This window comes from Streptomyces sp. NPDC039480, from assembly GCF_055597165.1.
This window is the reverse complement of the sequence record NZ_JBVITX010000004.1, coordinates 326933-341520: the sequence shown is the minus strand read 5'-3', so window position 1 is coordinate 341520 and position 14588 is coordinate 326933. Positions and strand designations below refer to the sequence as shown.

Below are 14588 nucleotides of genomic sequence, written 5' to 3'. Positions count from 1 at the left end.
GCTCACACGCGGGTCCACGCCGCCAGCGCGAGGCCCGGCTCCGCCTTCTGGCGCGCGAGCCGCAGCGTGCCGTCCAGGCCGATCGCCGCCATGACCACACGGCCCTGCGCGTCGAGCGCCAGCGACGGGGCGCCCAGGCACGGTTCGCCGGTCTCGGCCCACCACAGGCCCGCCCCCTCGTCCTCCGTGGGGAACGCGGCGAGCGCCGGGCGGCCCGTGCTCGTGCGGTGGGCGAGCACCGTGCAGTCGTGGCCGTCTATGGCCGTCCGGAGCGCCGCCGTCGGGCCGGGGCCCGGGGCGCCGCCGAGGGGCAGCGGCGGGCCGCCGCTCGCCGGGCGGTGGGCGAGGACACCGTCGCCGAGCGCTCCGGCCGCGTAGTACGTGAGGCGGTCGGGCGCGGTCTCCAAGGCCGTGCCGGAGCCGGGGGCTGCGACGACCGGCACGTCGTCGGCGCGCTGCGGTTCGCCGCCCCGCTGCTCCTGGGCCCAGCGCAGGGTGGCCTTGCCCGAGGGGGCGAGGACCTCCACGCGGCCCGTCGACGTGGCGACCGCGGCCATGCCGTCCAGGGTGTCGCGGACCTTGAAGTCCTTCCACCCCTCCCACTTGCCGCCCTTGCCCTCGCGGCGCATCCGTACGCTGCCCACCGCGTCCCGCACGAAGACGTGGACGGTGCCCGCGGTGTCCACCGCGGCGGCGGGCGCGCCGAGGTGCGGGGCGCGCTCGACGAGCTTGGTGTGCGGGTTGCCGAGCGAGCGCCAGTCCATGAGCGGCCGGCCCGGCTGGTACTGGATGGAGTGCACGAGGTCGACGACGGCCTTGCCGTCGTCCCCCGGCCGCTCCCGCCGGCCCACGAAGTGCACGTATCCGTCGGTGCCCTGGGCGAGTGTGAGGTAGGTGAGGTCGGGCGCCTCGAAGAAGTCGGGGCCGCTCCACTCCGGTCCGCCGGGCCGCGTCTCCGTCCAGCGCAGGAGGCCTCCCGCGGCGCGGGCGTAGGCGGTGAGGCGGCCGTCGTGACCGCGCAGCAGCCAGCGGGCGGTATCCGGGGCACCGGTGCTGGTGGACCTCGACGGCATGACTCGGCGCCAACCCTTCCACGTTCACGGACGCACAGCGTTTTGCCTATTAGTTTACGTTTGCCGCATGAGAACTCTCGTCGTCGTCGATGCCGCGAACGTCGTCGGATCCGTGCCCGACGGATGGTGGAAGGACCGCCGCGGGGCCGCGGAACGGCTGCGGGACGCGCTCGTCGCGTACGCGGAAGAAGGCGTCGCGGGGCATCCGGGGCCGGTGGAGGTCGTCCTCGTCGTCGAGGGGGCGGCCCGGGGTGTGGAGTCCGTGCCGGGGGTGCGCGTGGAGAGCGCGCCGGGCAGCGGCGACGACCGCATCGTGGAGGTGGCCGCCGCGGCGGCGGGTCGGCCGTGCCTGGTGGTCACGGCCGACCGCGAGCTGCGCCGCAGGGTGAGCGAGGTGGGCGCGGAATGCGCGGGCCCGAGGACGGTGCGGGCCGCCCCGTAAGGGGCGCGGGAAGCTGCGCGACCAGCCCCGTCCGGCCCGCAGGTCACGAACAACCCAGCGAAGCGCTACAGCCGCTTCGCGCTGCGCAGCGTGGAGGCGTAGTAGCCGTTGCCGTCGAGGCGCGACGTGCCGCCCTTGTCGCCGATCGTCGGGCCGTTGACCTCTTCGCGGCTGGAGACGAAGATCTTGTGGCCGTCGGCGTCGTGGCCGAGGAAGATGCCGACGTGGTCCAGGCGCTGCTTGGTGCGGGCATCGAGCTTGAAGAAGACCAGGTCGCCCGGCTGGACGACGTCGATGGACTTGGGGCGGTCGGCCGCGCCGACACCCTTCAGCTCGATGACGTCCGTGCCGGCCTTGCCGCGCGCCATGCCGTTGGCGGTGCGGGGCAGGCCGTCGCCGACGCCGTCGCTGGCCATCAGGGGGTAGCGGGCGCGGTAGCCGAAGACCGTGCGGATGAAGCCGGAGCAGTCCATCGAGCGGGCGCGCGCCTTCTCCGGCTGGAGGGTGGTGCCGTTGCGGAAGGTGTACGGGATGCCGAGGTAGTCGAAGAAGTCGGACTGTTCGAGGCGCAGGTCGTTGCCGGAGCTGCCGTCGGGGTTCAGCGGGCCGAAGTTGGCGTCGCCCGCGTACGCGATGCCCTCGTCGTCCTTCTTGACCGGCGCGCCCTCCACGTACTGGAACGCCATCGCGAAGATGTCGTCCTCCTCGCTGCCGGAGAACTCCTTGTACCAGTCCTTGAACCACTTCTCCTTCTCCGCGCCCTCGCGCCAGGTCTCCGGCATCAGCCGCACCCAGTCATTGGTGACGACGCGCGACTTGGTGTTGGCGGGCTCGGTGAAGGTGCGGCTCGGACCGGTCAGGGTCGCGGTGCGGGCGCCGTCCGTGAAGGTGGCGAGGACCTTGCCGCCGTCGGTGCGCAGGACGGAGCGCTCGGGGTTCTTCAGGCGCTCCCACTTCTGCTTTCCGCCCGACTCCTGGCCGGTGCTGCTGTGCAGCCCCGGGGTGTCGGTGACGGCCTGCACCTTGGGCGCCTTGGCCTCTTCGTCCTTGCGCAGCTCGACGGTCAGGTACGCGCTGCCCGCGAGCAGGGCGAGGACGGTCGCCGCGTGCAGGACGGGGCGCTTCTTCTTGGGCGGCATGAATGGCTCCTGGAATCAGGCGGACGGCATGAAGCCGAGGAGGATCCCGGCGGTGAGGACGACGTAGGCCATGAGCGTCACCGAGCCCGTGGCGAGGAGGGTGGGGCCCTTGGGCTGGCGCACCAGCTGGTAGGCGATCAGGCCCGGCACGATGAATCCGAGGGTCTGGTTCGCGTACATGAGCGGGAACTCGATCGACAGCACGATCATCACGGTCGCCTGCAGCGTCACGCCGAGCAGCACGACCGCGGCGAAGAGGCGCTTGCCGTAGAGGATCACGAACTTCTGCATGAGCAGCGTGCCGGCGTACGTCAGCACGGTCACGCCGACCACCATGGCGGCGCGCTGCAGGTCCTCGACGAGCGTCAGCGCCAGCCAGCCCGGCGTGATCATGCCGCCGGGCGAGAGGTTGGTCGTCAGATAGCAGACCAGCGAGAAGAGCAGCCCGAGTGCGATGCCGACCGCGGCGATCTCGGGGGTGAGGACGGAGGGAATCAACGGTGCTCTCCTGGGCTGTGCCACTGCTGGGTGTCGTCTGCGGCGGGCGGTGCGGGCGGCACCCGCGGCTCGAACAGGCCGCGGGGGGCGGGGGGCTCGTGATGCTGGGGGTGCTGGTTCTGCTGCGGGTGCTGCTGGTGCTGCGGGTGCTGTGAGTACTGCTGGTGGTGCTGCTGCTGGTGCGGCGCGTACTGCTGCTGAGGCGCGTAGCCGTCCTGCGGCGCGTAGGTCTCCTGCGGCGCGTACGTCTCTTGGGGCGCGTACGCCTCGTGGGACACGTACTGCTGCGTCTGGCGCGCCTGGGGCGCGTATGCCTCGTACTGCTGCTGTGCCGGCACGTGGATCGGCTGGGTGTGGACCGGCGCGTACCTGTTCTCGTACGCCTCCGGGTAGTGCTGGTACGGGTCGACGTGCGGCTCGTAGAACGGCGCGGGCTCCTCGGGGGCCTGCTCCTCGCTCTCGTCCGGCGGCAGCTCCGCGAGGTGTTCGAGGAGCAGCTCGCCCTGGCCGTGGATGTTGCCGATCGCGACGAGCGAGGAGTCGGCGCCGAGCTGCCCGAGCATCTCGCGCATGAACTCCTCGGGGTCGCGCCGGTCGCCGCCGAGGTCGACGGCGCGGGAGCGCCACTCGGCGGGGATCGCGTCGATGGCGGACTTCGCGGGGTGGCCGATGACGAAGACCTTGTCCGGCTGGAGGTCCGGGATGATCTCGCCCATCTGGCCGTTGCGCTCGACGCGGTCGGGGCGGCAGTTGATGACGACGTTGAGCGGCCGGTGGATGGCGCCGAGGTCGAGCAGCTGGTTGATGTTCATCAGCGTCGACTCGGGGTCGTTGGCCGCGAAGACGTTGGCGAAGCGGAGCTTCTTGCCGTCCTCGGTGGCGTACCGCTCGACGGAGAGGACTCCGGGGTCCGGCGGCGCGTCGTACATGCCCTGGAGGGCGACCTCGCGGCCGACGCCGAGGAGTTCGGCGACCTTCAGGGCGATCGCCACGTTCTCCTTGAAGGTGAACCAGCTGAAGCCGCGCAGCTCGTCGTCGGTCACCGTCTCCGGGTCGGCGTAGATCAGCTCGCAGTTCCGCGCGTCGGCCTCCTCCTTGAGGATGTCGAAGCGGTCCTTCTCCGCGGTGACGCAGATGCCGCCCTCCGGCATGGAGCGGGAGAGGGAGCGCGCCACGTCGTCGAGGGTGGGGCCCATCTCGGCGAGGTGGTCCTCACGGACGTTGCAGAGCACGCCGATGGTGGAGCGGATCAGCTTGGACTGGTTGATCTCCTGGAGCGCCGGCATGACCGCCATGCACTCGATGACCAGGGCGTCCGGGTCGTACGCGGCGGCGCGCCGCACGATGCCGATCTGCTCGACGACGTTGGCGATGCCGAACTTGCGGTAGACGGGCTCCTCGGTGGCGTCGGGGTGGATGAACCGGGCCGCTGTGCCGGTGGTCTTGGCGACCGTGGTGAGCCCGCCGCCGCGCAGCGCGCCCGCGCACAGCCGGGTGATGGAGGACTTGCCGCGGATGCCGTTGACGAGGACCCGCGAGGGTATGTGCTCCAGGCTGGCGAAGTGCCGCCGCTGTTCGACGACGCCGGCCGCCAGCAGGATGGCACCGCACACCACGAGCACGGTGTAGAGGAAGAGCACGGGGGTTCAGTTCCTTCCGGCGAGGCCGGCCGTGACGCCGTCCCGCTTGCGCTGTGTGCCCGTCGGCAGTTGCTGCCTGATGAGTTCCAGGCTGCGGGTGACGGCGCCGACCTCGTCGTGGTGGCGCGGGTAGAGGACGGTCTTGCGGTCCCCGTCGGCGAGCGCCTCGGCCTGGTCGGCGAGGTGCCGCAGCGGTCGTACGACGACGATGTGCAGCCAGCCGAGGCAGGCGGCGGCCGCCGTGATGCCGAGCATGCCCGCGAGGACCGTGCGGTTCTGGTACGTGTACTCGGGGATGGCGAGGCCCGACGCGGGCTGCCAGCTGAGCACGCTCCAGCCGAGCGATCCGGCGGCGCCGCCGCCGACGAACGGTGCCGCAGCCGCGATCTGGATGTCGTCGCCGTCGCGGTAGAGGACGCCGCTGGGGCGCGGGCTGAGGCCGACCTTCTGTCCGGTGCCCTCGGCGAGCGCGTTGAGGCGGCCGCTGGGCAGCCCTTCGAACTCGCGGTAGCCGGTGTTGGCGCCGATCACCTTGCGCTGGTCGTCGATGACGCGGACCTCGCCGAGGCCGGGGCGCTTGAGCAGCGAGTTGAGGAAGTCGATGCGGAACTCGCCGACCACGGCGGCGCCCGCGCGTCCCTGCACTTCGGCGGTGCCGAGGATGACGGGTTCCTTGCCGCCCTCGTCGAGGACGCGGATGGGCTTGGCGGAGGGTCCCTTGCCGGACGGGCTGCGGGGGTCGTCGCCCGCCCTCGCGAGGATCTTGCCCTTGGCGTCCAGGACGTACAGGGACTGGTAGCGGGTGTGCTGGTTCAGGGTGCTTTCGAGGACCTTGGCCATGTCCGACGCCTCGGTGCGGTCGCCCATGAGGGACGCGACGGAGGTGAGGTCGGCGTGGCCTTCGTTCAGGGCGCGGCGGACCCGGTCGGTGAGGGTGTCGGTGCGCTCGCGCTGGTCGTTGACGATCTGCTGCGGTACGACGACGGTGTCGCCGGCGCGGTTGAGCAGCAGCATGAGCGGCGCGGACCAGGCGAGGAGCAGGACGGCGCAGACCGCGATGAGGGTGCGGCTGCCGAACCTGCGGCGGCGGGCGGGGGCCGCCGCCGGTTCCGCGGGCGCGCCGAGCAGCTGGCGGCGCAGCCGTTCGAGGGCGGCGCCGATGCGGGCGGCCTCGCCGGACTTCGGCACGGACACCGGCCGTTCGAGGTCGCCGCGGCTGAGTCGGCGGCCCTCCAGGAAGAGCCGGATCAGCGGGCGCTGCACGGTCCGCAGGAGCAGGAAGATCGTGACGCCGCCGATGACGAGCAGGGCGGCCGCGGCGAGCAGTCCGAAGGCGGAGCTGCTGGTGGCCGTGGGGTCCTCGGCGACCGGGACCATCGCGACGACGGTCAGGCCGAGCCGGGTGGCGACGGTGGCCTCGCCCGCCTCGGGCCCGGCGAGGCCCGCGTAGCCGGCGACGGCGCGCTCACCGAGGTAGCGCTCGCCGGTGAGGTGGCCGCTGACGCCGAGGAAGCCGCCGGAGCCCGGCTCCTTGGACATGAGCGGATGGGTGCGGGCCTTCTTCGCCGCGGACTCGGCGAACGACTTGAGCTGCTTGTTGGACTGCTTGACCTCGTCGCGCTGCAGGTCGGTGAGGACCTGCTCGGGCTCGGGGATGCCGTCGGTGCTCAGGACGTGCCCGTCCTGGCCGACGACGGCGATGGAGCGGAACTTGCCGAGGCTGATGCCGGGGAAGCGCAGGCTGCTGGAGGCGACCAGGAGCTGCTGCGGCTGGCCCTTCCAGGTGAGCAGGGAGAAGGAGAGCAGCCGGGTCTCGCCGTTCTCCAGGCGCACCATGCGCGGCGCGAGACCGTCCTTGTCCGCGAGCTTGCCGCGGTCGATGGCGGTGAGCGGCAGGTTCTCGCCCCGGGCGGCGAGGAGCTTGCCCGAGGAGATCTCGACGACGGCGGTGCCCATCCACTTCTGGTAGACGCTGCCGATCTTGTCGAGGACGGCGTCGGCGGGCACCGGGTCGCCGGCGCTGAAGAGTTCGGCGGTCCGGTTCAGGTCGGTGACGGACTCGTCGATGGAGGCGCGCAGCGCGATGGCGCCGTCCTCGGCGAAGTGCTGCTGGGACAGTTTGACCGCTTTGGGGACGGCTTCCTGTCCCGCGCGGCCCAAGGTGAGGGCGGTGATGCCCGCGAGGGCGAGGAGCAGGACCGACAGCACGGCGATGGGGGGACGTATGCCACCCAGCAGGGACATGTCGGTCCTTCGGCGGACCTTGTGCCGCCGCTTCGAACGCGAAGCGGCCAAGGGGTGCTCCTCTCGTGGAGTGACGCGGGGATCGGAAACGCACAGTGATGCGTCCCGGAAGGCTTTGACCCGCGATACCCCCGGAGGGATGTACGAAGTAAGCCGAATGTGAGCTAGATCGCGTTGATCGGTGGTTTGACGTCCGTCCGGGCAGACGGAAGGGCTCAGTCCGAGGGCAGTTCCTCCAGCGGTTCGAGGCCGTCCTGGCTCGCGCCCCGGTTGAGGAGCGTGCCCTGGGTGCGCTCGAACGCGAGGCGGTAGCGGGAGCGCTGCTGCTCGCTGAGGTTCTCGCCGTCCCGGAGGGTGGCGGCGATGTCGAGGAGCCGGTGGTCCTTGACCGCGCCCTTGGGCAGGGCGCCGGTCTCGTCCGGGTCCGGCGGGATGTCCACGAAGGTGGGTACGTACTTGGCGTCGACGTCCCACTTCCCGTCGCGCTTGACGAACTCGAACCAGCCGATGACACCCTCCTCGGTCAGTCCGCTGGGCACGTCGTGCCGGGCGATCTGGTTGCCGAGGCCGTACGCGATCCAGGTGCCGTCGACCTTCTCCATCGGCTGGACGACGTGCGCGTGGTGGCCGAGGACGAGGTTGATCCCGGTCTCCCTGGCGATCCTGCGGGCCAGCTTGAGCTGCGAGGCGCTGGCGTTGGGCTGGTTCTCACGGCCCCAGTGGATGCTGAGGATCACGACCTCGGCGCCCGCCGCGCGCGCCTTCTTCTCGGCGGCGGCGATCGCGTCGAAGCGGTTCTGGTTGACGATCCACGGCTTGTCCTTGGGGACCTCGCGGCCGTTGAAGCCGAAGGCGAAGGATATCTGCCCGACCTTGACGCCCTTCACCTCGGTGATGAGCGGTTTGTCCGCCTCTGCCTTGCTTCGCGCCGAACCGGTGTGCCGCAGGCCCGCCTTGTCCAGCGTGTTCAGGGTGCGGGTGACGCCGGCCGGGCCGTGGTCGAGGGTGTGGTTGGACGCGGAGGAACACTGGTCGTAGCCGACGTCCTTGATCGCCGTCGCGATCTGCGGCGGCACGAGGAAGTCGGGGTAGCTCTGGAAGGGCCCCGCGGGCTTGCCGACCACCGGCTCGAAGTGGCAGATGCCCAGGTCGGCCTTGCTGATGACCGGTTTGACCCCGGCCATCATCGGCCGGAAGTCGATGCCCTTCTCGCCCTTGCCCGTGGCCTTGGCGTCCTTGCGGGCCTGGTCGGTGAGCTGGGGGTGGATCAGGATGTCGCCCGCGGCGGCGACGGTGAACGAGGGACCGCCGTCGGCGGCTTTTTCGTCGTCGCCGAAGGGGCCGCAGGCGGCAGTGGCGAGCAGCAGGAGCGCGGAGGCCGCACAGGTCACAAGATGCCTGCGGGAGGGACGTGTCATCACAGGGCTATCTTTATACAACCATGATGAACTCCCGCACTCGGCCGGTAGCAGTCGCAAAGAAGCTCGGGGTGGTCGCCGTCGTGACCGCCTGCGTCCTCAGTCTCGCCCAGTGCGGGTCCGGCTCCTCCGGGGAGGACGACAAGCCCTCGGGAGAGCGCCGGGGCCCCTCCTCCACGGCTCCGGGCGACCGCGTCGGCGACGGCCTGGAGCAGACGGTCATCGACTACACCGCCGCCTTCGGCGAGGACACCGGATACCGCCCGCCGTCCCGCACCGACCGGCGGACGGTCGCCGAAGGCGTCGAGCTGCTCCTGGACGGCCGCCGCAAGGAGGCCGAACACCGCCTGAACGACGTGGACTTCGCGGTCCGCACGGTCACCGACGAGGCCACCGGGCGGCGGTACGCGGAGATCGCCGACCGCTCCGAGGGCGGCGCGGCCCCGCGCGGCTGGGGTCGCGTCTATCTCGACCTCGCCTCCCCCGTCCGCTGGTCGGTCCAGATCCCGCACCCCGTCGCCGACCGGTACACCGAACGGCTCGGCGCGGAGCTCATGACCCGCGCCTCCGGTGGCGTACTCGTCATCGCGGGAGCACATCGCAAAGCCGGGCGCGGTGACGAGGCGGACGTGGCGCACCGCCGGGACACCGTGTTCCACGCCGTCTGCGACGCGTTGGTGCGGCGTGGACTGCCCGGTGTGCAGTTGCACGGCATGGCGGACGACTCGGCTCCGGATCACGACGTGGTCGCCTCCACGGGCAAGGGCAGGGAGGCGCTCACCGAGGGCCGCGACCTCGCCGACGCCCTCCGGGAACGGGGCTACGACGTCTGCCGCGCCTGGACCAGGGACTGCCCCCTCGCGGGCCGCACCAACGTCCAGGGCCGCACCGCCACCGCCCGCGACGTCCCGTTCCTGCACATCGAGTTCGGCCCGAAGATCCGCGAGGACCGCGATCACGCGCGGGAGGCGGTGGGCGCGCTGACGGACCTCACGCGCACCTGGCAGCGACGCTCCTAGGCCCCCACCCTGACGTACACCACCGCACCCCCCACCCGCGTCACCGGCTCGTACCCGTCCGCGAGGAGCCGGCGCAGCGAAGGGACGCGTGCGGGGGCGTACGGCTTGCCGCGGGAGTCGTCGATCACGAGGGCCGGCGGGCGGGTGCGGAGTTCGGCGCGGAAGGTCGGCCAGGCGCCCTCGACCCCGTACTTCTCGCCGACCTGCGGGCCGTTCCTGCCGCCGCTGTAGTTGGTGAGCAGCCCGGCCGTGAGGTAGCGGCTGGCGGGGGCGCGGTCGGCCAGCCAGTACGCCTCCGGGTGTATCCCCCAGAACAGCACCCGGTCGTCCGGGGCGGTGCGTGCCCTGACGGTGTCCGCGAGGCGGGTGGCGTGGGCCAGTTCGGGGCGGGGCGCGAGCAGGCCCCAGGCCAGGAAGACCGCGCACGCGCAGCCGGAGACGGCGACCGCCCGCAAGGTCCGCTCGCGCGGCAGGATCTGCAGTGCCGCCGCGCCCAGCAGGGCGATGGGCGGCATGAGTTGCAGGTAGTAGTGGCCGAAGAAGTGGAAGCCGAGCAGGACGGCGGCGGCCGACGAGGCGAGCCAGAGCCAGAGCTCCGCCGCCCCGGTGCGGGCGATGCGCAGGACGCGTACGACTGGCGGGACGATCCCCGCGCAGGCCGCCGCGAGGACGGTCGCGTTCGCCAGTCCCCGGCCGAGGACGTGGAGTTCGGACCCGGTGAAGGAGGCGTACGCGCCCGACCCCGTCACCGTCCAGAACACGAAGCCCGACGGGTTCGTCAGGAGGGCCGCGGCGAGGACGGGACCGCCGAGCCCGGCCGCGAGGCGCCCCGCGTCCCGCCGGGCCGCCCCGCCCCGGCACACCAGCCAGACGACCGGGAGCAGCACCGCTCCCCCGGTCTGCTTGGCGAGGAACGCGCAGGCCACCGCGGTGCCCGCGGCGCCCCATCTGCGGCGGTCGGCGCACCACATGGCGGCCGCCGTGCACGGCAGCATGAAGACCTCGAAGGCGGCCGCCTGGGTGTCCTCCGGGTGCAGTCCGATGGAGATCAGGAGGTAGAGGACGCCCGCGGTGCGGCCCGCGCCGTCGCCCCAGCGGCGCCGGGCCAGCGAGACCAGGAGGACCGCCGTCAGGAGCTGCGCGGCCACCGCGAGGGCCTTCAGCGGGAGGAGGGTGCCGTCGCCGAAGAGCGCGAAGGACCCGGCGTAGAGCCAGGGGACGAGCGGCGGCTTGCGGTCGACGACGGTCTCGTAGAGCGCGCCGCCGTCCGCCAGCATCCGTGCCTGGACGGCGAGATAGCCCTCGTCGGGGTTCCACAGCGGCCACCGGAAGGACGGTAGCCGGGTCACGCAGGCCAGGGCGGCGAGCAGCGGGAGCAGCCGGACCCAGTAGGAGCCGCGCGCGCCGCCCTCGGGGACATACTCCTTGCGCGGGCCCGGCACCCGGAGGCCGCGTGCGGAGCCCGGTGACGCGGAGGGCGGCGCGAGCATACGGTGCACGGAGAGGGGTGACTACCGTGCGCTGTCGCCGGCGTGCGGGTCACGCGCGTGCAGGCGGCTGTGCGAACGCCCGTACACGAAGTAGATGACGACGCCGAGCACCATCCAGACGCCGAACCGGATCCAGGTCTCCGCCGGCAGGTTCAGCATCAGCCACAGCGACGCGAGCACCGAGAGCACCGGCACGAGCGGCACCAGCGGGGTGCGGAAGGAGCGCGGCAGGTCGGGGCGCTGCCTGCGGAGCAGGATGACGCCGAGGGCGACGACGACGAAGGCGAACAGCGTGCCGATGTTGACCAGTTCGGCGAGCTCGTCGATGGAGGTGAAGCCCGCGACGACCGCGACGACCACACCGAGCAGGATGGTCGAGCGGTACGGCGTGCCGAACTTGGGGTGGACCTTGGAGAACGTCATGGGCAGCAGTCCGTCGCGGCTCATCGCGAAGAACACCCGGGTCTGGCCGAGCAGCAGGATCATGCAGACGGAGGTGAGGCCGACGGCCGCGCCGAAGCTGATCAGGCCCGCCCAGAAGGGGTGCCCGACGGCCTTGAAGGCGTCGGCGAGCGGGGCGTCCGTGGAGAGCTCGCTGTACTTCTGCATGCCGGTGACGACCACCGACACGGCGACGTACAGGATCGTGCAGATGAAGAGCGAGCCGAGGATACCGCGGGGCACGTCGCGCTGCGGGTTGCGGGTCTCCTCCGCGGCGGTCGCGACGATGTCGAAGCCGATGAACGCGAAGAAGACGACGGCCGCCGCGGTGAAGATGCCCATCACGCCGAAATTCGACGGCGTGAACCCGAAGATGAGCTGGACCAGCGGCGCGGCGACGCCCCCTGCGCCATCGGAGTGCTCGCTCGGCGGGACGAACGGGTCGTAGTTGGAGCCGGTGATGAAGAACGCGCCGACGATGATGACCAGCAGCACCACGGTCACCTTGACCGCGACGACGACGCTGGTCACGCGCGACGACAGCTTCATGCCGAGCACCAGGATGCCGGTCAGCGCCAGCACGAGGAGGCAGGCCAGCAGGTCGAAGCCGAAGGTCCCGTCGTGCGTCCCGCTCAGCGCCTGCGGCACATGCAGGCCCGCGGTGTCGAGCAGCGACCGCAGATAGCCGGACCAGCCGACCGCGACCACCGCGCAGCCAAGCGCCAGCTCCAGGATCAGGTCCCAGCCGATGATCCAGGCGGGGAACTCCCCGAGAGAGGCGTACGAGAAGGTGTACGCCGACCCGGCCACCGGCACCGTCGACGCGAACTCGGCGTAACAGAGCGCGGCGAGCCCGCACACGAGTCCGGCGACGACGAAGGCCAGCGCCACCGAGGGCCCCGCCGTCTCCTTGGCGATCTTTCCGGTCAGCACGAAGATGCCGGTGCCGATGATGACGCCGACGCCGAAGACCGTGAGGTCGAGGGCGGACAGCGACTTCTTGAGCGCGTGCTCCGGTTCCTCGGTGTCCTTGATGGACTGCTCGACGCTCTTCGTCCTGAAGAGGGTGCTGCTCACGGGCGTACCTCCCACGCTTGTCGTCCCCGACATGATCGAGAGAGCGAGTACCCCGTACGCCCCGGCGCGGGCCCTTTCACGCGAATGGGCCGGTCCCACCACCCGTACAGGGTGCTGAAACCGGCCCTTCGGCGGCGCGCGTTGACGGCGCGGCCCGGCGTCGGTGCTCAGTCGCGGGCGGGCTCCACGGCGTCCACCTCGGCGTTGCCGCGCTCGAACCGGCCGTCGAGCTTGGCGACCAGGCCGGTGACCTGACGGGCGATGTCCGGGGCGGTCAGGCCGATCTCGGCCATGATCTCCTTGCGGGACGCGTGGTCGAGGAAGCGCGGCGGGATGCCGAAGTCGCGCAGCGGCACGTCGACGCCCGCGTCGCGCAGGGCCTGGGCGATCGCCGAGCCGACGCCGCCCGCGCGCGAGTTGTCCTCGACGGTGACGACGACGCGGTGCTGCTCGGCGAGGGGCGCCATGGCCTCGTCGACCGGCTTGACCCAGCGCGGGTCGACGACGGTCGTGGTGATGCCCTGCTTGTTCAGCAGGTCGGCGATCTCCAGGCACATGGGCGCGAGCGCGCCGACGGAGACGAGCAGCACGTCCGGGCGGTCGGCGCCCGGCTTGCGCAGCACGTCCATGCCGCCGACCGTGCCGACGGCCTTGACCGCGGGGCCCACCGCGCCCTTCGAGTAGCGCACGACGGTCGGCGCGTCGTCGACCTCGACGGCCTCGCGCAGCTGGAGGCGGACCTGGTCGGCGTCGCGCGGCGCGGCGATCCGCACGGTGGGCACGCACTGCAGGATCGACATGTCCCACATGCCGTTGTGCGAGGCGCCGTCCGTGCCGGTGACGCCCGCGCGGTCCAGGACGAAGGTGACGCCGCACTTGTGCAGGGCCACGTCCATCAGGAGCTGGTCGAAGGCGCGGTTGAGGAAGGTCGCGTAGACGGCGAAGACGGGGTGCAGGCCGCCGGTGGCGAGGCCCGCCGCCGAGACCGCCGCGTGCTGCTCGGCGATGCCCACGTCGTAGACCCGGTCGGGGAACGCCTTGGAGAACTTCTCCAGGCCGACCGGCTGGAGCATGGCGGCCGTGATGGCGACGATGTCCTCGCGCTCGTGACCGAGCTTGACCATCTCCTCGCCGAAGACGGACGTCCAGTCCATGCCGCCCGCGGCGATGGGCAGGCCGGTGTCGGGGTGGATCGGGCCGATGCCGTGGAAGTGGTCGGCCTCGTCCTCCTCGGCGGGCTTGTAGCCGCGGCCCTTCTCGGTGAGGCAGTGCACGATGACCGGGCCGCCGAAGCGCTTGGCGCGCTGGAGGGCGGACTCCAGGGCCTCGATGTCGTGGCCGTCGATCGGGCCGACGTACTTCAGGCCGAGGTCCTCGAACATGCCCTGCGGGGCGATGAAGTCCTTCAGGCCCTTCTTGGCGCCGTGCAGGGTCTCGTAGAGCGGCCTGCCCACGACGGGCGTGCGCTCCAGGATGTCCTTCCCACGGGCCAGGAACCGCTCGTAGCCGTCGGTGGTCCGCAGGGTCGCCAGGTGATTGGCGAGGCCGCCGATCGTCGGCGCGTACGACCGTTCGTTGTCGTTGACGACGATGACGAGGGGGCGGTCCTTGGCGGCGGCGATGTTGTTCAGCGCCTCCCAGGCCATACCGCCCGTGAGCGCACCGTCACCGATGACGGCGACGACGTGGTCGTCCTTGCCGCGCACCTCGTTGGCCTTCGCGAGGCCGTCGGCCCAGCCGAGGACCGTGGAGGCGTGACTGTTCTCGATCACGTCGTGGTCGGACTCGGCGCGCGAGGGGTAGCCGGACAGGCCGCCCTTGCTGCGCAGCTTGTCGAAGTCCTGGCGGCCGGTGAGCAGCTTGTGCACATAGCTCTGGTGGCCGGTGTCGAAGAGAACCTTGTCCTTGGGGGACTCGAAGACGCGGTGCAGGGCGATGGTGAGCTCGACCACGCCGAGGTTCGGGCCGAGGTGGCCGCCGGTCTTGGAGACTGCTTCGACGAGGAAGCCGCGGATCTCTCCGGCCAGCTCATTCAGCTCCTCAGGGCTGAGACGGTCCAGATCGCGCGGTCCCGTGATGCGGGTCAGCAGCGGCACCCGTGCCTCCT

Annotated in this window: 11 protein-coding genes; 2 read left to right on the top strand and 9 right to left on the bottom strand. The window is 71.6% G+C overall.

Features of this window, described 5'->3' with window-relative positions; all coding sequences use genetic code 11:
* Positions 1-2: 2 nt before the first annotated feature.
* A complete protein-coding gene (locus ACZ56E_RS15460) occupies positions 3-1073 on the bottom strand; it encodes a PLL family lectin (protein WP_471214417.1) in 1071 nt (356 codons plus the stop codon).
* Positions 1074-1140: 67 nt separating this feature from the next.
* Between ACZ56E_RS15460 and ACZ56E_RS15455 the strand changes: the two genes are divergently transcribed.
* Positions 1141-1515, top strand: a complete 375-nt coding sequence (locus ACZ56E_RS15455; RefSeq protein ID WP_471214415.1) for a PIN domain-containing protein — start codon at positions 1141-1143, stop codon at positions 1513-1515.
* A gap of 65 nt (positions 1516-1580) precedes the next feature.
* Here the strand turns inward: ACZ56E_RS15455 and ACZ56E_RS15450 are convergent, their stop codons facing one another.
* From ACZ56E_RS15450 to ACZ56E_RS15430, 5 genes are all read right to left on the bottom strand, one after another.
* Positions 1581-2654, bottom strand: coding sequence for a C40 family peptidase (locus ACZ56E_RS15450; RefSeq protein WP_471214414.1), 1074 nt, complete (start codon positions 2652-2654; stop codon positions 1581-1583).
* Between the two features lie 15 nt (positions 2655-2669).
* The gene (locus ACZ56E_RS15445; RefSeq protein WP_125515658.1) at positions 2670-3152 is read right to left on the bottom strand and encodes a poly-gamma-glutamate biosynthesis protein PgsC/CapC; all 483 of its coding nucleotides are present in this window, start codon (positions 3150-3152) and stop codon (positions 2670-2672) included.
* Positions 3149-4792 (bottom strand): poly-gamma-glutamate synthase PgsB, encoded by a 1644-nt coding sequence (pgsB, locus tag ACZ56E_RS15440; protein ID WP_471214412.1) that lies wholly within the window; start codon positions 4790-4792, stop codon positions 3149-3151. Before pgsB ends, ACZ56E_RS15445 begins: the two co-directional genes overlap by 4 nt.
* A gap of 6 nt (positions 4793-4798) precedes the next feature.
* Positions 4799-7036: a cache domain-containing protein gene (locus tag ACZ56E_RS15435; RefSeq protein WP_471214820.1), complete on the bottom strand. Its 2238-nt coding sequence runs from the start codon at positions 7034-7036 to the stop codon at positions 4799-4801.
* 215 nt (positions 7037-7251) lie between these two features.
* Complete coding sequence (locus ACZ56E_RS15430; RefSeq protein ID WP_471214411.1) at positions 7252-8454, bottom strand: CapA family protein; 1203 nt, start codon at positions 8452-8454, stop codon at positions 7252-7254.
* Between the two features lie 71 nt (positions 8455-8525).
* Between ACZ56E_RS15430 and ACZ56E_RS15425 the strand changes: the two genes are divergently transcribed.
* A complete protein-coding gene (locus tag ACZ56E_RS15425) occupies positions 8526-9473 on the top strand; it encodes a hypothetical protein (RefSeq protein ID WP_471214410.1) in 948 nt (315 codons plus the stop codon).
* Here ACZ56E_RS15425 and ACZ56E_RS15420 read toward each other — a convergent pair.
* From ACZ56E_RS15420 to dxs, 3 genes are all read right to left on the bottom strand, one after another.
* Positions 9470-10963: an ArnT family glycosyltransferase gene (locus ACZ56E_RS15420; RefSeq protein ID WP_471214409.1), complete on the bottom strand. Its 1494-nt coding sequence runs from the start codon at positions 10961-10963 to the stop codon at positions 9470-9472. The genes ACZ56E_RS15425 and ACZ56E_RS15420 overlap by 4 nt on opposite strands.
* Before the next feature lie 21 nt (positions 10964-10984).
* Positions 10985-12514, bottom strand: a complete 1530-nt coding sequence (locus ACZ56E_RS15415; RefSeq protein WP_468602530.1) for an amino acid permease — start codon at positions 12512-12514, stop codon at positions 10985-10987.
* A 134-nt stretch (positions 12515-12648) separates the two neighbouring features.
* Positions 12649-14577, bottom strand: a complete 1929-nt coding sequence (gene dxs, locus ACZ56E_RS15410) for a 1-deoxy-D-xylulose-5-phosphate synthase (protein WP_468602532.1) — start codon at positions 14575-14577, stop codon at positions 12649-12651.
* Positions 14578-14588 lie beyond the last annotated feature (11 nt).